The organism is Gordonia sp. CPCC 206044 (assembly GCF_048537895.1).
Lineage (GTDB): Bacteria > Actinomycetota > Actinomycetes > Mycobacteriales > Mycobacteriaceae > Gordonia.
Genome location: NZ_JBCLVL010000004.1, coordinates 188120 through 209651 on the forward strand (window position 1 = coordinate 188120; position 21532 = coordinate 209651).

The window sequence follows — 21532 nt, forward strand, 5'->3', positions numbered from 1 at the left end:
ACTCACGGGCTGCGACCACCGACAGGTCGATCAAAGGGCATACGCGCCAACTTCTCCGGCCGCTCACCGCACCTCTCGCGGGATTCGCCTGTCGAGCACCGTCATGGCCGTCAGGACCACGCCGATCACGACGATCACCACCCCGACCACATGCAGTCCGACATCGGTGGCATGCGCACCGAACGCGATCCCGATCAGACTCGACGACGCGATCGCCCCCATGTAGGCGAAAGTCCGGTACAGGCCCGATGCCACTCCGATCTCGTCGGCCGCGCTCTGTGTGTACAGCGTCGCCTGATTCGCGAATCCGCTGAGCCCGTTGGCGAGACCGAACAGTACGGACATCGCGATCAGCAGGTACACCGACGCAGAGTGATCGATCACGAGCGTCAGCACCCCGGACGAGGCGAAGCAGATGCCGGTCAACGTCAGCGGACGACGCACCCATCCATGCGTCGAGTTCACGCGCGCCACGACAACACTCGCCGCAGACAGCGGTATGAGGATCACACCGACACGGGCCGCGCTGTATCCCGCGGCATCTTCCATCCACTGACTGATCCCGTACATCGCCGTGTAGGAGCCGAGCGCAGCCAACGCCTGACGCAGATAGGTCCGCACGAGCGGGCGATTACGCGCCAGCATCCGCACGTCGATCAGCGGCGACCGTGTCCGTCGCTCCCATCCCACCAGTGCGACGAATGCGAACACCACTGTCGGGATCAACCACCAGATCGGGTTCGACAGATCACCGAGTATGACCAGGGCCCCGGCGATCGTGCAGGCGAACAACACGATCCCGACGACGTCGATCGTGCGCAGCAATGCCAGCGGCCCGCTGTGCTCGATCGGCGGATCCGCAGGCACACTGCGCATCACCCACACCAACGTGAGCACCGCGACCGGAATGTTGACGAAGAACACGGCCCGCCAACCCAACACACCGGTGAGCACACCGCCGACGGGGAGTCCGACGACAGCGATCACCTGAGCCGCGATGGAGAATCCCCCGAGCACCCGACTCGGTACGCCCGTACCGATCGCGTCGGCGCGCTTGCGCACCATCGACATCGCCGTCGGATAGGCCGCCGACGTACCGATCCCGATGAGCGCACGGGAGAGCACCAGGAAACCGAAGGCCGGCGCGCACGCACCGATCACGCCGGCCGCCACCAGGACGAGCAATCCGCCGACAAAGACCCGTCGGTCACCGAACACCCGCGCGAGCTTGCCCATCGTCGGCTGCATGATCGCGCTACACAGGTAGAGCACCGAGATCAGAATCGCCGTCGACTGTGGGCCACGATGGAAGTCCGTGCCGACGCCCACCAGAGCCGTCGCGATCATCGAGCTGTTGATCGGGTTCAGCGTCGACCCCATCATCAGGGGGCCGGTGAATCTCCAGCCGAACGGGTTGGGGAGGTGCGCATCGGCCGCGACGGCCGCGCGCGCCGTCACTGCCTGGTGGTGTCGAGGAGTTCGAGAAGCTCTGTGGTCGAACCGGTCTCGGCAATGGTCGGGAAGGTGACGGCGAGGCTGTGGATGTGCCTGCGCTCATCGGTGTCGGTCATCGCGTCGACCGGCAGGGTCACATGGAAGCCCGCTTCATGGGCATCGCGCGCCGTCGACTCCACGCCGGCGCCGGTCGCGATCCCGACGACCACGACCTGGGTGACGCCGCGATCGCGCAGCGTCTTCTCGAGGCCGGTACCGGCGAACGCGCTGCGGGCTCGTTTCGTGACAACGATGTCGTCGTCGGTGGGACGCACCTCCTCGACGAACTCCGTTGCCTCCGGAGGCAGAATCCGGGAGCCCCCGGAATGCAGATCGGTGCGTCCCGGTGGCGTCCCGTCGACGTTGACCAGCACGACGGGCAGACCGTGCACGCGGAAACGTTCGATCAGTGCGACGGACCGCGCGATGACCTCGGCAGGTGAATGCGGTGCCACGTCGTCGCGGTCGGCAATGGCGGTCTGCAGGTCGATGACGATCAGTGCGGTCTGTGGGTCCAGGGTGGTCATGCTCATTCGGCAGCCCCTTTCGGTGAGGGTTCGGTCAGGACGACTCGCCGGAGAGTCGTCGGAGAAGTGCGATGGTCGTCGGGAACCCGTCGATCTCGGCGGGCGTCAGCACGTCGGCCATCCGGGCCGCGAGCCAATCCTCACGGGCCAGTCGACCGGCGCGGAACTCGTCGACCGCGCGCTCGGACAACGAGAGGATCGTCTTGCGCCCGTCTCGGGGATCGGGGGCTCCCGAGAGCATCCCCGCCTCCACCAGCGACGCGACGATCGCCGCCATCGACTGCGGCCGCATTCCTTCGGCGCGCGCGAGATCGTTGGCCGTGGCCGGACCGTCCCGTTCGATCCGGCCGAGAACACTCGTCTGCGATCGCGTCAGGTCGCCGATCGGCGCCTGCCTGCGCAGTTGGCGGGTCAATTGCCCCATCACCACTCGGAGATCGGTGGCGAGCGCACCAAGGTCGGTCTCGTCGCTCATGACTCCACCGTACACCTTTAGTCAGGTAACTGATCAGTTATCTGACTAAAACGGCATTTGCGCCAAACCTCGCACGGACCCCCTGATTGTTGCCATCAGTCAATGTAAGTGTCACGCTGGATGACCGAGACTTCTTACCGATAAGTAGGAAGTAGGTCCGTTGGTTCAGTCAGCCTCACAGAACGGGACACACCGAACCCATGACGAACTACTTCATCACCGGCGGCAACGGGTTCATCGGCCGTCGGGTCATCGATCGGCTCCTCACCGTCGAGCCGGACGCCCACATCGTCGCGCTGACCCGCGAATCGTCACTGTCGGGATTCAGTGAGCACCTCGACGAGATCGACGCACGGGACCGGGTGACACCGGTCGTCGGCGATCTGACCGCCGCGGGCCTTGGCCTCGATGCCGACTCGCTACCCGACATCGACCACGTCATCCATCTCGCGGCCATCTACGACATGACGGCAGACGCCGATTCCCAGCAACTGGCCAATGTCGACGGCACGTCGCGGGTCGCCGACTTCGCCATCGCGAAAGACGCTCTGATGCACCATGTGTCGTCGATTGCGGTCGCCGGCGACCACCGCGGCAGGTTCACGGAGAAAGACTTCGACGCCGGGCAGGGCTTTCCCTCGCCCTACCACCGCACCAAATACGAGGCCGAGAGACTCGTCCGGGAGCGCGATGGCCTGCGCTGGCGGGTCTATCGGCCCTCGGTGGTCGTCGGCGATGCCCGGACCGGCGAGATGGACAAGATCGACGGCCCGTACTACTTCTTCGGCCACCTCCGCCTACTCGGCCGGCTCCCCTCGGCGGTCCCAGTGCCCATGCCCGATCTCGGTTCGATCAACATGGTGCCGGTCGATTTCGTCGCCAATTCGATCGTCGCGCTGTGCACACCCGAACCCGAACGCAGTGGTCTGGTCTTCCATCTGTCCGACCCGAAGCGACGGTCCATCACCGACATGTACAACGCGATCGCGCCGGGATTCGAGGGACCGCAGGGCCACAACGTGGTCCCGCACGGCGTCGTGGCACCGATGCTCCGATTGGCCGGATCCGGGCCGTTGCGCGCCGGACGCGACCTCATCGCCGCGCAGCAGGGTGTTCCGACGGCGTTGCTCGACACCATGTCGTTGCCCGTGGACTTCCGCTCCGAGCACACCATCGCCGCACTGCGCGATCGGGGCATCGTGCTGCCCGACCTCGCCGACTACGGGCCGCGACTGTGGTCGTACTGGGCCAACCACCTCGACCCGGCCAGACACCGGCACAGCGATCCGCGGGGGCCGCTGGTGGGCAAGAACATCCTGATCACCGGCGGTTCGAGCGGGATCGGCAAGGCCACCGCACGCATGTGCGTCGCGCGCGGCGCGAACGTCTTCATCGTCGGCCGCAACGCGCAGGCCCTCGACGATGCACGCGCCGAACTGACGGCGACCGCGACCAAGGAGGGGGTGCCGCCCGGCCAGGTACACGCATACCAGTGCGACATCACCGACGAGGAATCCGTCGGGTCGATGATCAAATCCGTCCTCGCCGAACACGATCACGTCGATGTGCTGGTGAACAACGCCGGGCGGTCGATTCGACGCGCGACCATCAACGCCACCGGGCGTCTGCACGACTATCAACGGCTGATGGCGGTGAACTACTTCGGCGCCGTGAACCTCGTTCTCGGTCTCCTGCCGCACATGGTGGAGCGGGGGTCGGGTCACATCGTGAACGTGACGTCGATCGCGGTGCAGTCTCGCGGTGGACGATTCGGCGCATACGCCGCATCCAAGGCGGCCCTGGAGGCCTTCAGCGACGTGACCGCGACCGAGACGCTGTCCGATCACGTGACCTTCACCAACGTGCGCTTGCCCCTGGTGCGCACCCGGATGATCGCGCCCACCGAGGCTTACGAGAACCAGGCCGGTGTCTGGGGCGTCGACAAGGCGGCAGCCCGTGTCCTGCACGGCATCACCGCACGGCCACGACGGGTCGATTCGGCGGTGGGCAATCTCGCCGAACTCGGTCAACGTATCGCGCCCGGACTCACGACGCGCATCCTGCACCAGGAGTTCTTGATGTTCGGCGAATCGGCGGCCGCGATGGGGCGGACCCCCGGCACCGCAGACGACCCCGACGCCACATGACCGATACTCCGTACCTGCGGGTCGACGTCGCCCGGCTCGAGCGCAACATCGAAGCGACCGCGGACCGGGCGCGCAGCGCCGGTGTGCAGTTGCGGCCCCATGCCAAGACTCACAAGTGTGCGCAGATCGCGGATCGCCAACTCGATGCGGGCGCAGTCGGTCTCACCGTCGCGACGATCGGTGAGGCCGAGGCCTTCGTCGATCATCTGCCTCCGGGCAGCGCCGACCTGTTCATCGCCTATCCGCTCTGGGTGACGCCGGCCAAGGGCGCCCGGTTGCGCGCATTGGCCGCCCGGACCAGCAGGCTGTGCTTGGGAGTGGACTCCGTCGACGCTGTGCAATGTCTGGCCGACGAGCTCACCGACACCCCCGTGACGCTCGCTGTCGAGGTCGATTCCGGCCAGCACCGCACCGGCGTACTCGCCGAGCAGGCGGGCGTGATTGCCTCGACCGCAACCGAATTCGGCCTCGACGTGGTCGGCGTGTTCACTTTTCCCGGGCACGGTTACGGTCCGGACGACGCACCGATACATGCCGCCGAGGACGAGATGGAGGCACTGTCGATCGCGTCGGACAAGTTGCGGCAGAGCGGGATCGAGCCCGTCGTGCGCAGCGGCGGGTCGACGCCGACCGTCGAGTTCAGCGGGTCGGAGGTACTCACCGAGATCCGGCCGGGCGTGTATCCGTTCAACGATGCCCAACAGGTGGAGCTCGGCACGTGCGATTTCGACGACGTGGCGCTCGTCGCCGTGGCGACCGTGGTGCATCGGACCGGGACGCGGGTGGTGGTCGATGCCGGCAGTAAGATCCTCGGGGCGGATCGTCCCACGTGGGTCACGGGTTTCGGCCGTCTGCTCGATGCGCCGACCGCTCGGATCACCTCGCTGTCCGAACATCACGCGGTGATCGACTTCCCGACCGCCTCCCCGGACATCCCCGCGCTCGGCACCGAGGTCCATGTGGTGCCCAACCATGTGTGCACCGCGGTGAACCTCGTCGACGAACTTCATGCGGTCACACCCGACGGGACGACCGAGCAGTGGCCGGTGATGGCACGGGGTGCGAACTCGTAGTTCGCGGTGCCGATCAGCCTCTGGACCCGGCTGCCGCTCACTCGCGACCCGAGGCTTAGGGTTCGGCATTTCGTGTCGCAGAATCCATCCAGGTCTTCGTCTGACCCTGAATAGCGCCCAGGACAAAGGGACCGTCGACATTACGTCAACGGCGGTGCGCTGGTGGGCGGGTCTGAGGGTTCCGGAAATCCGGGGAGCGGTCTTGTGGGTGGCCGGGCAGCGCCTGGAGGACCGACAGAGGTAGGCAGGAGCGTGGCGCGGATACGCGCTCACTCGTAGACCCCCTCCACCGCCCAGCCCTGTTTCTCGTACCGCAGCAACAGGGCCCGCGAATCGTCGAGCAGCACCTGCGCCCGTGCGGTCACCGCATCGATGCCGCCGGTGGTGCCGGTGAGCCACGGACCGGCCCACCATCGCAGCTCCCAACTCCCCCGCCCACGACCAGGGCGCTCCATCCGCACCGTGGTCGGCTCGGCCGAGAACGCACCACGTCCGGTGACCGCCACCGACCGTCCGGCCAGATCCAACACCTGAATGGGGGTGTCGAGCAGGACCGCCGGGGTCGGCTGCGGCATCCGCCCCGGCCACGGCGCATCCGGTGAGCGCTTCGGGAGTCGCTCGTCACCCAGCGCCACCATGGTGACCCGATCCCTCGGCCCTCGCCCGCCACTGGGTATCGGGAGTTGCACCGCATCGCCGCCGAGCAACCCCTGCACCCGAACCAGCGATCGACGAGCTCGTTCGTCGAGTTCCGGATCATCCGGCAACCCGTTGCCGCTCAAGGCATATTGCAGAGTCCCTGCGGTGACCACCTCGACGGGTTCGAGCCGGAGCATGCCTATCGGCGAGTCCGGCCGCTCCTCGGCACCGGGCCGCCCGCCGGTCAACCATCCTTCGAGTTGCCACCGGATTCGATCTGCGGTCGCCTCCGGGGTCAACGGTTGGGCACACCGCCAGGTCCGGGTATGCCGTTGTCCCCGTTCGGTGATCGCCTCGACGGTCAACCGTGTACAGGCCACTGCGGCCGATCGCAGCCGACCGGCCAATTCGTCGGCGAGTCGTCGTCCCAGGAAAGCTGCGGCATCGACACGTTCGATCGGAGGGTCGCAGGCGTGCTCGATCACCAGATCGGCAGGCGGCGTCCGACCCGACGGCGGCCTGCCGGGCAATGCGGCAGCCAACCGATGGGCGACCACGGCGTCCGCCGAGAACCGGGTCGCGACATCTCGGACAGACAATGCGGCAAAGGCGCCGATCGTCGGTATCCCCAGTCGGCGCAGAAGATCCACCAACTCCGTCCGGCCCGGATCACTCAGGCTGGGCTCGACGGCGAGATCGGCGACCGGACGAGCGGCCAGAAACGCGACATCCCCACCGGGATCCACGTGCTCGTGGTGCCGCGCGGCGATGACCGCGGTGAACAGCTGATCGGCCACACCCGCCTGCGCCTCAACCCCCACCGCGGCAACCGCATCGATGAGTTTCTCGGCCACCTCGTCCTCACCACCGAAATACCTTGTCGCCGTGGACAACGGGACAACCAGAAGCCCAGGACGCAGCACCTCGACGACCGGCACCAGATCGGCCACCACCGACACCACGGGTTCGAAGATCCGCCCGTCACGATTCTCGTCGGTGACGACGACGGTCATCTCCGGACAGGCCGCCTGCGCCTGCCGCTTGCGCATACCTCGCCGCACACCCGCACCCCGCGCCGGGGCAGAGCAGGCGACGACACGATTCGCGTGCAACACGGCAACGGGATGATGCGGAGGGAGGTCGTCTGCGATCGCCGCAGCGGTCGCGGGCCAATCCGGGCACCACAGCGCCAGCACACGACCTCCCCGCGGCTCGGGCAACCGATCGGGGGTGGCCATCAGTTCGCCACCGCCAGATCCGCCCGATGTCGCGACGACACCAATGACACCTTCGCGTCTCCGAAACCGCCTGCCACCACGTCGATCTCACCGATCTCACGCCTGTGTCCACGATCGGTGACGGCAACCTGCACCGAGACACCGCCGATCCGGCCGTATCCGGATCGCGCTCCGCCGAGATCGACCTGCCCTGCTCCACCAGGCAGATGCCGGTAGGCCACCACCTCGGTGTCCACACGCAACTGCGCACCGGGCCAGTTCCCGCCGACGATCATCAGGGTCGACATCTGCTTACGCACCCGTCCCATCACCACTCTGGTGCGAGAGGGCGGTACCGCGATCCCCTCCAGTCCGAGCACGACGAGGTCCATCCCGTCGAGCAGTACCCCGGCCACCTCCACCGGATCGATCCCCGGATTCGGCACAGTGGCGATCCGCGACAGGTCGCCGCCCAACTCCACGACGGCCCCGAGGTTGAGCGCGGGCAGACCGACGATCCCGACCTGCGCCCCCGAAGCAGAGACCGACGCGATCATCGCCAAAAGGATCGACCGGGCGCCGGCGATCGTCACCACGCTGCCCCGGACGAGCCCGCGTCTGGGCAGGAGATCGGTCAGCGCCTCCGGCACCGGCAACACGTCGGCAGACTCGTCGGCGACGTCGACCCGACGATGGTCGGGCCGTCCGGACATGACTGCGATCTGACGACGAAGGCGTTCCAGTTCGGTCCGCTCCACGACGTTTTCCACGGCGCCCATACACCCTCCTGAACTGCGATGATCCGCAATCAGCGTGCCGGGAAGGTGCAAGCTGTTCGAACACATTTTCGATTGATTCGATAGTAGGACGGCCCACCGACAACCGTCAACGCAAGCGGTCACAGGGGGTGTCAGCGACCACGAGCACCACCGCACCCGCGATCCGCGCGCACCACCTAACGGTCGTCAGAACAGCGTGAGCGATTGCTGCAGTTCGGGTTTCGCGATCGGCTCGGCCGCCTGGGCGGCCTCGTCCCGGAACCCCTGCGCACCGACGAGCCCGTGCCGCTGCACCAGCGGGCGCATCCGGTCCCGGAGCCACGCCGAGTACTCGGGCGTGACATAGGCACCCCGGCCGTAGAGCCCTCGGTAACGACGGACCAATGCCGGATGGTGCTCGGCGAGCCACTCGAGGAACCACGGCTTGGTGGCCCCGCGCAGATGCATCGGAAAGGCCGTCACCCCCGACGCCCCGGCCTCGGCCAGCGCCGCCAACAGAGCGTCGAGATGAGTCGTCGAATCACTCAGATACGGGATCACCGGCGCCACCATCACGTGGGGAGCGAACCCCGCATCGGCCACTGCCCGGATCAACTCCAGTCGCGCCTTCGGCGACGGCGTACCCGGCTCGAGCGCCTTCTGCAATTCGGGATCGTGGATCGCCAGCGAGATCGCGATGCTCACCGGAACCTGCCGGGAAGCCTGACGCAGCAGCGGGAGGTCACGTCGCAACAGCGTCCCCTTGGTGAGGATCGAGAAGGGCGTCGCCGATTCCGCCAACGCGGAGATCACCCCGGGCATCAGCCGGTACCGACCCTCCGCCCGTTGATACGGATCGGTGTTGGTGCCCAGCGCCACCGTCTCGCGCCGCCAGGAACGCCGCCGCAACTCCTTGCGCAGAACCGCCGCAACGTTCAGCTTCACCACGACCTGTGAATCGAAATCCTTGCCGGCATCGAGGTCCAGATATTCGTGTGTCGGGCGCGCGAAACAGTAACGACAGGCGTGCGTACAGCCGCGAAAGGTGTTCACCGTGAAGCGGAATGGGAGGTTGGACGCCTCCGGGACCTGGTTGAGCGCACTCTTGGCCAGCACCTCGTGAAAGGTGACCCCTTCGAACTCCGGGGTCTGCACCGATCGCACCAGGCCCGCCTTACCCAACCCGGGAAGCGCACCGTCGTCGACCTCGACGCCTTGGTCGGACCACCGCATGCGCCAAGTCGAACACATGTGCGATCGGGGTGTCAAGCGCGTCGACCCCGCCCCGACGGGCCGACTATCATGCAGCCTATGCCTCCACCACCCGAGGGCCACCGCACGCCGGGACCACAGTCCCTGGTCGCCGGTCGCTACCGTCTCACCTCCCGTATCGGCGGTGGCGGCATGGGTTCGGTGTGGCTCGCCCGCGATCAACTACTCGCCCGCGACGTCGCCGCGAAGCAGGTCGTGTCGACCGAGGGACTCAGCGACGAATCCGCGGACAACATCCGCCAACGCGCCATGCGCGAGGGTCGCATCGCGGCACGGCTCGCCCACCACAACGCCATCGCGATGCACGACGTGGCACTCGACGGCGGGGAGCCGTGGCTGGTCATGGAGTACCTCCCCTCTCGCAGCCTCGCCCAGATCCTGCATGTGACAAGGACTCTCGATGTTGCCCAGACGGCGCAGATCGGCGCGCAGGTGGCCGACGCCATGGTCACGGCCCACGCGGTGGGCATCATCCACCGGGACATCAAACCGGGAAACATCCTGGTCACCACCGGACGCGAGGCCGGGCTCGTCAAGCTCACCGACTTCGGTATCTCCCGGATCAAGGACGATGTCGCACTCACCCAGTCCGGCGTGATCACCGGCACCCCCGCTTATTTCGCACCCGAGGTCGCCCGCGGAGCAGAACCCGACGAGGCCTCCGACGTCTACTCACTCGGCGCGACCGTGTACACCCTGGTCGAAGGACAACCCCCGTTCGGCGTCGACGACGACTCGCTGGCCCTGCTCCACAAGGTGGCCCGCGCCCGGATCAATCCGATGACGAAAGCCGGCGCGCTACAACCGGTCCTGTTGAAACTCCTGGAACCGAACCCGGCCCGGCGTCCGACCATGACCCAAGCCCGCGACCTGCTCGCCGAGGTGGCCGCCGGCTCACGCGGCACACCACAGCAGATCCTGTCGAGCCCGCTCACAAACCCCGGTGGCGGTATCCCGGTGTGGGCGCAGCGATCTCCCCGCCCGCCGCGTAATCATCCGACCGGCACTCACGTCCCGGTCGGATCACCCGCGACATCCGGCCCGAGCACACCCGACCGGTCATCGACGCAGAGCACGCAGGGCACCCCGTCGACGTTGGTGTCGGGTCGGCCGAGGAGCTCGACGTCACCGTCGGGTACCTCTCAGTGGACCGGCCCGTCGACATCCACCACCACCCTGGTCCTGTCGATCTTCGCCGTGATCGCGATCGTCGCCGTCATCGTCGGCCTGGTGATCGCGCTGGTGTGACGATCGGCGTTGCTCAGCCGATGTGCCGGGTCGCGGCCCAGCGGGTGAGCGCGTTCCGATTCGACTGCTGTGTCTTGCGCAGCACATTCGACGCATGGGTCTCGACGGTCTTGATCGAGATGAACAACTCGTCGGCGATCTCTCGGTAGGTGTAACCACGCGCGAGCAACCGCAACACCTCGAGTTCCCGTTTGGTCAGCGAATCGAGTTCGGGGTCCAGAGGTGGTTCGGGCGCAGTCGATTTGCCGGTGAACGAATCCAAGACGAACCCGGCGAGCCGCGGGCTGAACACCGCGTCGCCGTCGGCCACGCGCCGGACCGCGTCGGCGAGATCCGCCCCGTCGATGGTCTTGGTGACATAGCCGCGGGCACCGGCCCGGATGGTCGCGATCACGTCTTCGGCCGCATCTGACACCGACAGCGCCAGGAACACCGGCGCCGTCCCGTCGGGCAACAGTTCGGTGACCCCGCGCAACACCGCGACCCCACCGCCCGACGGCATGTGCACGTCGAGCAACACCACATCCGGGCGGATGCGCACGATGTGATCGACAGCCTCGGCCACGGTGCCTGCCTCCCCCACCACCTGCAGCCCCTGCTCGGAGGCGAGCTCGGCGCGCACCCCGGAGCGGAAAACCGCGTGATCGTCGACCAGGAAGATCCGGCAGATCGCCGCGTCTGTCATCGATGTCCTTCCGATTCTCGTGAATGCTCCGCCGACACAACGGATTCGACCTCGGGATCGGCGGTCGTCGCGGCACCGCGCGGCATGATCAACCGCACATTGGTACCCCGCCCAGGCAGCGAGTCGATCGTCGCCTCGCCACCGGCCCGATGCATCCGGACGCGGATCGAGCGGGCGATCCCCTGGCGGTCGTCGTCGACGAGGTCGGGATCGAACCCGACTCCTCTGTCGCGGACGAACACCTCGACCTGATCGTCGGTCACCTCGCCATAGACGTCGACCTTGCGTTCGCCGGAGTGCTTGGCGGCGTTGATCAGTGCTTCCCGGGTGGCCCCCACCAACGCCGTCCATCGACGCCGCGTCGCCGCGGGCTCGTCGTCGGGTCGTAGGTCGCCGACGGTGATGACGTCGACCTCGATCCCGTAGTCGTCCTCCACTTCCGCCCCGACGCCCTGCAGGCTCGCCGACAACGATCCCGCGCGCTGCGCGGGATCACCGAACAGCCAACCGCGCAATTCGCGTTCCTGGCTGCGTGCAAGTCGTGCCACCTCGTCGGGCCGCGACGCCTGCTTCTGGATGAGGGCGAGTGTCTGCAGCACCGAGTCGTGCAGATGCGAAGCGATCTCCTCGCGTTCGGCGTTGCGGATGCGCGCGGCACGCTCCTCGTTCAGCGCCCGCCACAGACGCATCCACAACGGAACCGTCAGCAACAGCACACCGATGAGCGTCGCGATCACGGCGAGCACCGTCGTCGACAGCCCGCCGAACCGCTGATCCCCGGCCAGCACGATGACGACGAGCCCGCCGATGACGAGCAGCACCCCGCCGATCAATCGCGTCCAGGTGAGCACAGGAGCCCGCGGGGACGAACGCGACGTGTCGAACTCACGCCACACCAGGCTGGCCCCGACGACCACGAACACGAAGGGCACGAGATACGCGGCCGGGGTGCCCGAGGTGGCGAAACCGACCACCGACATCGCGACCAGGCCGACCAGTGCCAGTCCATACGCCTGGCGACGCTCACCCGGACCGGGCGGCCGGGTGTCCTGACCGGGTGGACAGAAGAACCACAGCAGGCCGTACGCGAGAACTCCGGCACCGGCCAGTGCGGCCAACACCATGAACACCACCCGCACCCGGAAGGCGTCGACCCCGAGGTGATCGGCGATGCCGCCGGCCACACCCGCGATGACCCGGCCGCCGTCGCGTCGCACCAACCGCGGCGTCGGAGACGGCGCGGCCGGGGGCACGGGCATGGGCACACCACTGGTCACACATCGATAGTGGCACGGCCGGACCGGAGTGCACATCAGGGACTTTCTCAGGGTCGTCCCCCGATGCGCCGGCACCATCTGTGCGGCCACGATGGGGACCATGGACACGAAGCAGATCGACGGGATGTGGGCGACACGGCCGATCCGGCCGAGTGCAGGACGCACGGTGGCGGGTGTCTGCGCAGGCATCGGGGCGCGCTATCGCGTCGATCCGACGCTGGTCAGGGTGGCCTTCGTGGTCGCGACACTGTTCGGTGGCAGCGGTGTGCTGCTCTACATCGCGGCCTGGGTGACGATGCCGAGCGAGGACCGCAATCGCGATCATCTCGGTTCGATGATGCACGGTCGCCCGTCACATCATCACCGTCACCGCAATCCCCGGTTCATCCTGCTCGTGGTCCTCGCGATCATCCTGGTGACGTCCTTCGGCAACCGCACGTGGAGTTCCGGAGGTCTGTTGGGGGCGGCGCTGATGCTGCTGGGTTGGTGGCTTCTCTACCAACGGACCCCCGAGCCGCCGCCCGGGACGAGCGCCGACACCCGACCGACCGCCGCACCCGCATCGCCGGTCGTGACGGATTCGATCCAGCCGTGGATTCCGCGGGCGATGATGTCGGACCCGACGCAGGCCACCGGATCGAACGGGCCGCTGCCGGGTGCGACGATGGCGCCGCCGTTCGTGTCGCCGCCGTCGGCGACGTCACCCATCGCGGCGTCGGCCCCCGGCACCACAGCGCCCGCAGCTGCGATGTCACCGCCGCCGGCCGATCCGGCCTTCGTCCCCGCCGACGCACACCGCACCCCACCTGCCTGGGATCCGCTGGGCACCGCCCAATTCGCCTGGGATCTCCCCGAACCCACACCGCCACCTGCCGAACCGCGCGAACGCCGATCGCCCCTGACCCTCGTCGTCCTCGGTGCGGCGGTCGTGGTCGCCGCCGCCGGTGCGGCAGCCCATCAGTTGGGCGCCGAATGGTTCACCGTCGGGCGCATCGTCGCCATGGCACTCGCCGTCGTCGGTGTCGGCCTGGTCTACGCCGGCCTGCGACAGCGGCGCAGCGGGGCGCACAGCACCGGGCTGGTACCCGTCGCGCTGGCCCTCGGGGTCGCCGTGGTGATCACCACCGCCGTCTCCGGCGAGTTCAACGGCCTGCCCTCCGGTGGTGTCGGTGAGAGAATGTGGAAACCCTTGAGCGAGAACGACATCGACGGAGACTACAGCCTCACCATGGGGCGGATGGTGCTCGACCTGCGTGAGGTCGACCTGACCGCCGATCGCACCGTGGACCTGCGCAACGGGATCGGCGAGATCGAGGTGCAGGTGCCCGACACGATGAACGTCCGGGCCGACTGCAACGCAGGCGTCGGTGACTTCACCTGCCCGGTCGGGCTGTCCGGTGGCACCGACGGCACCGACGGTCCGGTTCTGACCATCAACGCCCGCACCGATGTCGGGCACGTGGAGGTGGCCCGATGAGCGAGCAGCAGATAGACGCCGAACGGCGCCATCGCGCCCCTGGTCTGACCGTGCTGGGTCTGGTGGCCCTCGTGGTCGCGGCCTGGGGACTGCTGGGCGGACCCGATCTACCGGATGCGGCGGATCTCGGCTGGATCGCGGTCGGCACCGGTCTGCTGATCGGCCTGATCCTGATCCTGACCGGCGCCCGCTCGTCGCGACGGTCCTAGATCACTCCCACTCGATGGTGCCCGGCGGCTTGCTCGTGACGTCGAGGACGACGCGGTTGACATCGGGGACCTCGTTGGTGATGCGGGTGGAGATCACCTCGAGTACCTCGTAGGGCACCCGCGTCCAGTCGGCGGTCATGGCGTCCTCGCTGGACACCGGGCGCAGCACGATCGGATGCCCGTAGGTACGACCGTCACCCTGCACCCCGACGCTGCGGACGTCGGCGAGGAGCACCACCGGGCACTGCCAGATCTGCGCATCGAGTCCGGCCGCGGTCAATTCCTCACGCGCGATCAGGTCCGCCTTGCGCAGCATCTCGAGGCGATCCGCGGTCACCTCACCGACGATGCGGATGGCCAACCCGGGCCCCGGGAACGGTTGGCGGGCGACGATCTCCTCGGGCAGACCGAGTTCGCGCCCGACCGCACGCACCTCGTCCTTGAACAGCAGACGCAATGGCTCCACGAGTGCGAACTCGAGATCCTCGGGCAGACCACCGACGTTGTGATGGCTCTTGATGTTGGCGGTGCCGCTGCCACCCCCGGATTCGACGACGTCCGGGTACAGGGTGCCCTGCACCAGGAACTCGACCTTGTCCCCTGCAGCCTCACGGTCACCGAGAACCTCGGACACCGCGCCCTCGAAGGACCGGATGAACTCCCGTCCGATGATCTTTCGTTTGGCCTCGGGATCGCTGACGCCTGCGAGCTCGCCCAGGAACGTCTCGGCGGCGTCCACGGTGACCAGCTTCGCGCCGGTCGCGCCGACGAAGTCGTGCTGTACCTGCTCCCGCTCCCCGGCGCGCAGCAGACCGTGGTCGACGAAGACGCAGGTCAGCCGGTCACCGATGGCGCGCTGCACGAGCGCGGCCGCCACCGCGGAGTCGACGCCGCCGGACAGTCCGCAGATCGCGAGACCGTCACCGATCTGGTCGGCCACCGCATCGATGAGCTGATCGGCGATGTTGGCGGGCGTCCACGTCGCCTCGAGCCCGGCGACCTCGTACAGGAATCTGGTCAGCACCTGCTGACCGTGCGGGGTGTGCAGCACCTCGGGGTGATACTGCACGCCTGCCATCTTGCGGTCGAGACACTCGAACGCGGCGACCGGGGCGCCCGGCGTGGAACCGGTGACGCTGAAGCCCTCTGGGGGTGCCTGCACGGCGTCGTTGTGGCTCATCCACACCGGCTGGGTCTCGGTGAGTCCCTGATGCAACACACCGTCGCCGGTGATGGTCAGGGTGGTGCGTCCGAACTCGCGGCCACCGGTGTTGGCGACCGTGCCACCGAGTTCCTTGGCCATCGCCTGGAATCCGTAGCAGATGCCGAACACCGGCAGACCGAGCTCGAAGATCTCCGCGTCGAGGCCGGGCGCATTGTCGGCGTAGACCGACGACGGTCCACCGGAGAGGATGATCGCCACGGGGTTCTTGGCCTTGAACTCCTCGACCGGCGCATCGTGCGCGATGACCTCGGAGTAGATGCGTGCCTCGCGGACCCGACGGGCGATCAACTGGGCGTACTGGGCACCGAAGTCGACGACGAGGACAGGGCGTGGTCCGTCGGTACCCAGGGAGGTCGATGCTGGAGAATCCGTCACCCGGTCCAGTCTAGGGCGTGTCGGCCACCACCTCGCCGCATACCTCGACGACAGGATTCCCGCCGGTCCATGGAATACTCCGAAGTCGCGATGAACTCTCCGACGAAACCCCGCAGCGGCTGGTCACTGGGCATGGGCGACCTCACCCAGGCCGCCGTTTTCGCCGCGCTCATCGCGGCTCTGGGCCTGCCCGGCACGATCAACCTGGCCAGCGGTGTCCCGATCACCCTGCAGTCCATGGGCGTGATGTTGGCCGGCGCCATCCTGGGCCCCAAGAAGGGCACCCTCGCGGTCGTGCTGTTCGCCGTCCTGGCCCTGGCCGGCCTGCCGATCCTGGCCGGTGGTCGCAGCGGCTGGACCGCACTGTCGTCGCCGACCGGCGGCTTCTTCGTCGGCTTCCTCCCGGCGGTGGCGATCATCGGGGTGCTCACCGCCCTGATGATGTGGTCGGGCCCCCGCGCACCCCGCTACCGGGTTCTGCCCGGCATCGTGATCAATCTGCTCGGCGGCATGGCGGTCCTGTACCTGTGCGGCATCGTCGGACTGACCATGCGTGGCATGTCGCTCGGTGCGGCGATCACCACCAATGGCCCCTTCGTGATCGGCGATGTCGTCAAGGCCGTGGTGACGGCCCTCGTCGCGGCGCAGGTGCATCGCGGGTGGCCGGGTCTGATCGGTCCGCTGCGATGGCGCCGGACCGCGCCGTCGGTATCTGCATGATCGAGTTCGACGCCGTCTCACACGCATACGACGGTCGTTCCGTACTGCGCGAGGTCACGTTGGAGCTCGCCGAACGCCGGATCGGCATCGTCGGGGCCAACGGCAGCGGCAAATCGACGCTGGCCCGGATGATCAACGCGTTGGTGGTGCCCGACTCCGGTGCGGTCACCGTCAACGGTGTGGATGCGGCCAAACACAAACGCCGCGTTCGGCGCGACGTCGGGTTCATCTTCTCCGACCCGGACCGGCAGATCATCATGCCGACCGTCCTCGAGGACATCGAACTGTCCCTGCGCCGTACCGACCTGCCCAAGGCGCAGCGCACCGAACAGGCACGGTCGGTGTTGGCGCGCTTCGGCCTCGGCGATCACGTCGATCACCCCGCACAACGCCTCTCGGGTGGGCAGAAACAGTTGCTGGCGCTCGCGTCCATCCTCGTCACCGAACCACAGGTGATCGTCGCCGACGAACCGACCACACTGCTCGACCTCCGCAACAGCCTGATGCTGCGCTCGGTGTTCGCCACCCTCGACGAGCAGTTGATCGTCGTCACCCACGACCTCGATCTGGTCGGTGACTTCGATCGGGTCGTCGTCCTCGACGACGGACGTGTGGTCGCCGACGACGCGCCACAGCCCGCGCTGGCCGCCTATCGCGAACTCATGTCATGACGGCGGTCCCGCGATGAACGTCCTCGGCATCTACCGGCCCGGCAACACCCTCCTGCACCGACTTCCACCCGGGTTCAAGCTCGTCGCGCTCGCGGTGTCGATCCTGGCGATCTCGTTGACGGTACGCAGCCCGGCCGCGACGGGTGTCGCGGTGCTCGCGGTCGCGCTCGTCTACGCAGTCGGCGGCGTCGGGCCCGTCACCGCGTGGCGCCAGCTCCGTCCGATGCTGTGGGTACTGGTGTTCATCTTCGCGTGCCAGGCGTTGTTCACCGACTGGTCGCATGCGCTGGTGCTCTGCGGTGTGCTGCTCGTGTCGGTGGCCCTGGCGACCGTGGTGACGCTGACCACCCGCACCACCGACATGCTCGAGACCATCACCCGCGCGCTAGGGCCGCTCCATCGGATCGGCGTCCCCGTCGATCACGTGGCGATGGCGTTGGCCCTCACCATCCGCGCCATTCCCCTCATGGTGGAGGTGGTTCGGGAGGTCGACGAGGCCCGCAAGGCACGCGGGCTACGCCCCGGCCCGAGGATCCTGGTGGCGCCGGTGGTGCTCGCCGCCCTGCGCACCGCCGACGGTTTCGCCGACACCCTCACCGCCCGCGGGCTGGACTGAGTTCGCGTGGTCTGAGTTGCGAGGTCTGAGTTGCGAGGTCTGAGTTCGAGGTCTCGATACGCGGCCTCGCTGCGCTCGGACGCTACTCGACCAGCGGAAGGGCCGACCATCACAGCAGCCCACGGCACAACCCGAGCGGCCTCGCTGCGCTCGGACGCTACTCGACCAGCGGAAGGGCCGACATCACAGCACCCCCACGTCACAACCGGAGCGGCCGACCATCACAGCACCCCACGGCACAACCGGAGGGACCGACCAGCACAGACCGACCACGTCACAACCCAGAGGGACCGACCAGCGGAGGGGACCGACCGCACCACACAGCACCAGCCAGGGTCCGGTCACCAGGGACCGGCCACCGTCGAGTCAGGCGCCAAACGCAGTGAGCCCGAGGCTGATCCGGCTCATCCTGCCGCCGGGCGCACCTTCGGCGTCGGCAACACCAACGCACCCGGCGCGTCGGCGGGGACCACCGGCGCAACGGGCTCGACCGGCGCCACCGGCCGATACGGCTCGCCCTGTGATGGGCGCTGATCCTGTTGCCCCTTGTTCGGCCACAGCGACATCGCGCGTTCGGCCTGGGCACAGATCGTCAGCGACGGGTTCACACCGAGATTCGCCGAGATCGCCGCCCCGTCGGTGACATGCAGCGTCGGGTAGTTCCACACCCGCTGATACGGGTCGATGACACCGGCCGACGGATCGTCGGAGATGGCGCAGCCGCCCAGATAGTGGGCGGTCAGCGGCATGTTGACGATGTCACCCCAGGTGCCACCGGAGACACCACCCGGCAGTTTCGCCGCCACGCGACGCGTGGCCTCGTTGCCCTTGGGAATCCAGGTGGGGTTGGGCTCGCCGTGTCCCTGCTTGCTGGTGATGTATCGGAACGGCCCGCGCCGCCGGACAAAGGTGGTCAACGAATTGTCGGTGTTCTGCATCACCAGGGCGATCACGGTGCGCTGACTCCACTTGCGCACCACCAACAGTCGCACCAGCAGGAACGGATTGGCGATGACCTGCCGGAGGAACTGGCCGAGCCGGTTCATGCGGCTGCCGCCGTCGGTCAACAACGTCTGCAGGTACGCGATCGCGTTGGAGCCCTTGCCGTATCGCACCGGTTCGATGTGCGTGTTCGGCTCGGGATAGAACGACGACGTGATGGCGACGCCCTGCGAATAGTCGTGGTCGGGGTCGTACTTGCCTGCCATCGCGCCGAGGATCGACTCCGAGTTGGTCCGGGTGAGTACACCCATCGACTCGGAGATGTCGGGCAGGGTGCTGTGTTTGGCGTGATGCAGGAGCCGTTGGGTGTTGAACGTCCCCGCCGCCATGATGACCTGACCGGCGGTGAACGTCCGCCCCCGACGACCGAGCGGCCCCCACGCCGACGAACGATGCGTACCGATCTCCCAGGTTCCGTCGGAACGTTGCGCGATGCGGTCGACGGTGGTCCGGTCGATGATGGTGGCGCCATTGCGTTCGGCCAGACCGAGATAGTTCTTCATCAGCGTGTTCTTGGCGCCGACCCGACATCCGGTCATGCAGGCCCCGCACTCGGTGCACGCGGTTCGCGCCGGCCCGGCACCGCCGAAGTAGGGGTCGGGGACCGTCTGCCCGGGTTCCCCCTCGAAGCCGGTGCGGGAGCCGAAGAACACGCCGACCGGCGTCGGGCGGAAGGTGTCCCCCACTCCCATCTCATGGGCCACCTCGGCCATCACGATGTCCGATTGGGTGACGGTCGGGTTGGTGACCACCCCGAGCATGCGTCGGGCCTGCTCGTAATGCGGCCCCAGCTCGTCCTCCCAGTCGGTGATGTGCCGCCACTGCGGGTCGGTGAAGAACGGCGTCGACGGCTTGTACAGGGTGTTCGCATAGTTCAGAGATCCCCCGCCGACACCCGCGCCGGCGAGGATCATCACGTCCTTGAGCGCATGAATGCGCTGGATTCCGTACAGGCCGAGTTTCGGCGCCCACAGCCACCGGTTCAACCGCCAACTCGTCTTGGCGAACTCGTCGTCGGCGAAGCGTCGACCGGCCTCGACGACACCGACGCGGTATCCCTTCTCGGTCAGTCTCAGCGCACTGACGCTGCCGCCGAATCCGGAACCGATGATGAGCACGTCGAAGTGCGAGATGTCATGGTGGGCTGCCATGGACGAACATACTAACGCCCATTGTCACGATTGCGTAGACGCACCCGTCAGACGCGGACCGAGAGCCCCACCTTCTGGAACTCCTTCAGGTCGCTGTAGCCGGCCTTGGCCATCGCTCGACGCAGCGCACCGACGATGTTGAGCTCCCCGAACGGGTCCTGCGAGGGTCCGGTGAGCACGCACTCGAGGCTCGGCCGATCCTCGTCGGTGGCGACCTGCAGGAGGGCACCACGCGGTGTGTCCGGGTGCGCCGCTGCCGACGGCCAGTACCAACCACGACCGGGCGCCTCGGCCGACGCCGCGAGCGGCGTCCCGAGCACGGCCGCATCGGCGCCACACGCGATGGCCTTGGCCAGATCGCCCGACGCGTGGATGTCGCCGTCGGCGATGACGTGGACGTAGCGGCCACCGGTCTCGTCGAGGTAGTCACGACGGGCCGCGGCGGCATCGGCGATCGCCGTCGCCATCGGCACCCCGATGCCCAGGACCTCTCCGGTGGTGGTTGCGCCGGCCGCCGAACCGTAACCGACGATGACGCCCGCCGCGCCGGTACGCATCAGATGCAGCGCGGTGCGGTGATCGTGCACGCCACCCGCGATGACGGGGATGTCGAGGTCGTTGATGAAGGTCTTGAGGTTCAACGGTTCCCGCACCACGCCGTCGTGCGGGCCGGTCGCGAACACCTCGTCCGATCCACCTGTCGACACCTGAGCGACGTGCTCGGCCGAGATGATCGTGCCGTGCACCACCAGGATCTCGACGCCTGCCTCGAGCAGTGCGGGCGTGAGTTCCTGGGCGTGCTGAGGGCTCACCCGGACCGCGGTCGTCACGCCCGCATCGCGGACGGCGGCCACCGCCTCACCGAGGAGGCCGGTGTCCAGCGGCGCCGAATGCAGTTGCTGCAGATGACGAATCGCGGCCAGCGGGTCGGGGTTCTCGGTCGCGACCTCGATCAGTTCCTCGATCTTGGCCTCGACGTCGCGGTGACGCGCCCACAGACCCTCACCGTTGATGACGCCGAGCGCGCCCAACTTGCCGAGATGGATCGCCATCGCCGGCGACACCAGGGCGTCGGTCGGGTGGCTCAGGATCGGGGCATCGAAGCGGTATGCGTCGATCTGCCACGCCGTCGACACGTCCTTGGAGGAGCGGGTCCGGCGGGACGGGACGATACTGATGTCTTCGAGTTCGAACGTCCGGCGGGCCGTTCGGCCCATACCGATGTCCACGAGATCACGCACCGTTGCGCCTTTCTGCTACGCGAGCTTTGTCCG

At 67.6% G+C, this 21532-nt stretch carries 19 protein-coding genes; 8 read left to right on the top strand and 11 right to left on the bottom strand.

The window, feature by feature from the left end:
* Window positions 1-63 precede the first annotated feature (63 nt).
* The 3 genes from AAFP35_RS07535 to AAFP35_RS07545 are packed head-to-tail and all read right to left on the bottom strand — an operon-like array spanning window position 64 to window position 2496.
* Window positions 64-1458 (bottom strand): MFS transporter, encoded by a 1395-nt coding sequence (locus AAFP35_RS07535; RefSeq protein ID WP_419220939.1) that lies wholly within the window; start codon window positions 1456-1458, stop codon window positions 64-66.
* Window positions 1455-2027, bottom strand: coding sequence for a cysteine hydrolase family protein (locus AAFP35_RS07540; protein WP_419220940.1), 573 nt, complete (start codon window positions 2025-2027; stop codon window positions 1455-1457). Before AAFP35_RS07540 ends, AAFP35_RS07535 begins: the two co-directional genes overlap by 4 nt.
* Window positions 2028-2055: 28 nt before the next feature.
* Window positions 2056-2496 carry a MarR family winged helix-turn-helix transcriptional regulator gene (locus tag AAFP35_RS07545; RefSeq protein ID WP_419220941.1) on the bottom strand — a complete coding sequence of 147 codons (441 nt, stop codon included), beginning with the start codon at window positions 2494-2496 and terminating at the stop codon, window positions 2056-2058.
* A 200-nt stretch (window positions 2497-2696) separates the two neighbouring features.
* Here AAFP35_RS07545 and AAFP35_RS07550 point away from each other — a divergent pair, with 200 nt between their 5' ends.
* Together AAFP35_RS07550 and AAFP35_RS07555 are read left to right on the top strand one after the other, a co-directional pair.
* Window positions 2697-4643, top strand: coding sequence for an SDR family oxidoreductase (locus AAFP35_RS07550; protein WP_419220942.1), 1947 nt, complete (start codon window positions 2697-2699; stop codon window positions 4641-4643).
* Window positions 4640-5716: an alanine racemase gene (locus AAFP35_RS07555; RefSeq protein WP_419220943.1), complete on the top strand. Its 1077-nt coding sequence runs from the start codon at window positions 4640-4642 to the stop codon at window positions 5714-5716. Before AAFP35_RS07550 ends, AAFP35_RS07555 begins: the two co-directional genes overlap by 4 nt.
* Before the next feature lie 269 nt (window positions 5717-5985).
* Here AAFP35_RS07555 and AAFP35_RS07560 read toward each other — a convergent pair whose 3' ends face one another.
* The 3 genes from AAFP35_RS07560 to AAFP35_RS07570 all read right to left on the bottom strand — a co-directional run bounded on the left by AAFP35_RS07560 (window position 5986) and on the right by AAFP35_RS07570 (window position 9563).
* Window positions 5986-7593 (bottom strand): DNA polymerase Y family protein, encoded by a 1608-nt coding sequence (locus AAFP35_RS07560; RefSeq protein WP_419220944.1) that lies wholly within the window; start codon window positions 7591-7593, stop codon window positions 5986-5988.
* On the bottom strand, window positions 7593-8351 hold the full coding sequence (locus AAFP35_RS07565; protein WP_419220945.1) for a hypothetical protein: 759 nt from the start codon (window positions 8349-8351) through the stop codon (window positions 7593-7595). The genes AAFP35_RS07560 and AAFP35_RS07565 overlap by 1 nt, the downstream gene beginning before the upstream one ends.
* Window positions 8352-8537: 186 nt before the next feature.
* Window positions 8538-9563 (bottom strand): Rv2578c family radical SAM protein, encoded by a 1026-nt coding sequence (locus AAFP35_RS07570; RefSeq protein WP_419220946.1) that lies wholly within the window; start codon window positions 9561-9563, stop codon window positions 8538-8540.
* A 78-nt stretch (window positions 9564-9641) separates the two neighbouring features.
* Here AAFP35_RS07570 and AAFP35_RS07575 point away from each other — a divergent pair, with 78 nt between their 5' ends.
* Window positions 9642-10850, top strand: a complete 1209-nt coding sequence (locus AAFP35_RS07575) for a protein kinase domain-containing protein (protein ID WP_419220947.1) — start codon at window positions 9642-9644, stop codon at window positions 10848-10850.
* 13 nt (window positions 10851-10863) lie between these two features.
* Here the strand turns inward: AAFP35_RS07575 and AAFP35_RS07580 are convergent, their stop codons facing one another.
* Window positions 10864-11535, bottom strand: coding sequence for a response regulator (locus tag AAFP35_RS07580; protein ID WP_419220948.1), 672 nt, complete (start codon window positions 11533-11535; stop codon window positions 10864-10866).
* Window positions 11532-12794: a PspC domain-containing protein gene (locus AAFP35_RS07585; RefSeq protein ID WP_419220949.1), complete on the bottom strand. Its 1263-nt coding sequence runs from the start codon at window positions 12792-12794 to the stop codon at window positions 11532-11534. Before AAFP35_RS07585 ends, AAFP35_RS07580 begins: the two co-directional genes overlap by 4 nt.
* 118 nt (window positions 12795-12912) lie before the next feature.
* Between AAFP35_RS07585 and AAFP35_RS07590 the strand changes: the two genes are divergently transcribed.
* Complete coding sequence (locus AAFP35_RS07590) at window positions 12913-14289, top strand: PspC domain-containing protein (protein WP_419220950.1); 1377 nt, start codon at window positions 12913-12915, stop codon at window positions 14287-14289.
* Window positions 14286-14498, top strand: a complete 213-nt coding sequence (locus AAFP35_RS07595; RefSeq protein ID WP_419220951.1) for a hypothetical protein — start codon at window positions 14286-14288, stop codon at window positions 14496-14498. Before AAFP35_RS07590 ends, AAFP35_RS07595 begins: the two co-directional genes overlap by 4 nt.
* A 1-nt stretch (window position 14499) precedes the next feature.
* On the opposite strand, the gene guaA is transcribed toward AAFP35_RS07595, so the two are convergent.
* Window positions 14500-16098 carry a glutamine-hydrolyzing GMP synthase gene (gene guaA, locus AAFP35_RS07600; RefSeq protein ID WP_419220952.1) on the bottom strand — a complete coding sequence of 533 codons (1599 nt, stop codon included), beginning with the start codon at window positions 16096-16098 and terminating at the stop codon, window positions 14500-14502.
* Window positions 16099-16167: 69 nt separating this feature from the next.
* Here guaA and AAFP35_RS07605 point away from each other — a divergent pair, with 69 nt between their 5' ends.
* From AAFP35_RS07605 to AAFP35_RS07615, 3 genes are read left to right on the top strand one after another with little or no spacing between them, the layout of a single operon-like run.
* Window positions 16168-16818: a biotin transporter BioY gene (locus tag AAFP35_RS07605; protein WP_419220953.1), complete on the top strand. Its 651-nt coding sequence runs from the start codon at window positions 16168-16170 to the stop codon at window positions 16816-16818.
* A complete protein-coding gene (locus AAFP35_RS07610) occupies window positions 16815-17489 on the top strand; it encodes an energy-coupling factor ABC transporter ATP-binding protein (RefSeq protein ID WP_419221158.1) in 675 nt (224 codons plus the stop codon). The genes AAFP35_RS07605 and AAFP35_RS07610 overlap by 4 nt, the downstream gene beginning before the upstream one ends.
* Window positions 17490-17502: 13 nt before the next feature.
* Window positions 17503-18105 (top strand): energy-coupling factor transporter transmembrane component T family protein, encoded by a 603-nt coding sequence (locus AAFP35_RS07615; RefSeq protein ID WP_419220954.1) that lies wholly within the window; start codon window positions 17503-17505, stop codon window positions 18103-18105.
* Between the two features lie 404 nt (window positions 18106-18509).
* Here the strand turns inward: AAFP35_RS07615 and AAFP35_RS07620 are convergent, their stop codons facing one another.
* Together AAFP35_RS07620 and AAFP35_RS07625 are read right to left on the bottom strand one after the other, a co-directional pair.
* Window positions 18510-20258, bottom strand: a complete 1749-nt coding sequence (locus AAFP35_RS07620) for a GMC oxidoreductase (protein WP_419220955.1) — start codon at window positions 20256-20258, stop codon at window positions 18510-18512.
* 47 nt (window positions 20259-20305) lie between these two features.
* Window positions 20306-21499 carry a GuaB3 family IMP dehydrogenase-related protein gene (locus tag AAFP35_RS07625; protein ID WP_419220956.1) on the bottom strand — a complete coding sequence of 398 codons (1194 nt, stop codon included), beginning with the start codon at window positions 21497-21499 and terminating at the stop codon, window positions 20306-20308.
* Window positions 21500-21532: the final 33 nt, after the last annotated feature.

Bases quoted from the DNA above. Each gene is read 5' to 3' on its own strand.
- AAFP35_RS07540 (WP_419220940.1), bottom strand. From the start codon at position 2,027: ATGAGCATGACCACCCTGGACCCACAGACCGCACTGATCGTCATCGAC.
- AAFP35_RS07545 (WP_419220941.1), bottom strand. From the start codon at position 2,496: ATGAGCGACGAGACCGACCTTGGTGCGCTCGCCACCGATCTCCGAGTG.
- AAFP35_RS07550 (WP_419220942.1), top strand. From the start codon at position 2,697: ATGACGAACTACTTCATCACCGGCGGCAACGGGTTCATCGGCCGTCGG.
- AAFP35_RS07555 (WP_419220943.1), top strand. From the start codon at position 4,640: ATGACCGATACTCCGTACCTGCGGGTCGACGTCGCCCGGCTCGAGCGC.
- AAFP35_RS07560 (WP_419220944.1), bottom strand. From the start codon at position 7,593: ATGGCCACCCCCGATCGGTTGCCCGAGCCGCGGGGAGGTCGTGTGCTG.
- AAFP35_RS07565 (WP_419220945.1), bottom strand. From the start codon at position 8,351: ATGGGCGCCGTGGAAAACGTCGTGGAGCGGACCGAACTGGAACGCCTT.
- AAFP35_RS07570 (WP_419220946.1), bottom strand. From the start codon at position 9,563: ATGCGGTGGTCCGACCAAGGCGTCGAGGTCGACGACGGTGCGCTTCCC.
- AAFP35_RS07575 (WP_419220947.1), top strand. From the start codon at position 9,642: ATGCCTCCACCACCCGAGGGCCACCGCACGCCGGGACCACAGTCCCTG.
- AAFP35_RS07580 (WP_419220948.1), bottom strand. From the start codon at position 11,535: ATGACAGACGCGGCGATCTGCCGGATCTTCCTGGTCGACGATCACGCG.
- AAFP35_RS07585 (WP_419220949.1), bottom strand. From the start codon at position 12,794: ATGCCCGTGCCCCCGGCCGCGCCGTCTCCGACGCCGCGGTTGGTGCGA.
- AAFP35_RS07590 (WP_419220950.1), top strand. From the start codon at position 12,913: ATGGACACGAAGCAGATCGACGGGATGTGGGCGACACGGCCGATCCGG.
- AAFP35_RS07595 (WP_419220951.1), top strand. From the start codon at position 14,286: ATGAGCGAGCAGCAGATAGACGCCGAACGGCGCCATCGCGCCCCTGGT.
- AAFP35_RS07605 (WP_419220953.1), top strand. From the start codon at position 16,168: ATGGAATACTCCGAAGTCGCGATGAACTCTCCGACGAAACCCCGCAGC.
- AAFP35_RS07610 (WP_419221158.1), top strand. From the start codon at position 16,815: ATGATCGAGTTCGACGCCGTCTCACACGCATACGACGGTCGTTCCGTA.
- AAFP35_RS07615 (WP_419220954.1), top strand. From the start codon at position 17,503: ATGAACGTCCTCGGCATCTACCGGCCCGGCAACACCCTCCTGCACCGA.
- AAFP35_RS07620 (WP_419220955.1), bottom strand. From the start codon at position 20,258: ATGGCAGCCCACCATGACATCTCGCACTTCGACGTGCTCATCATCGGT.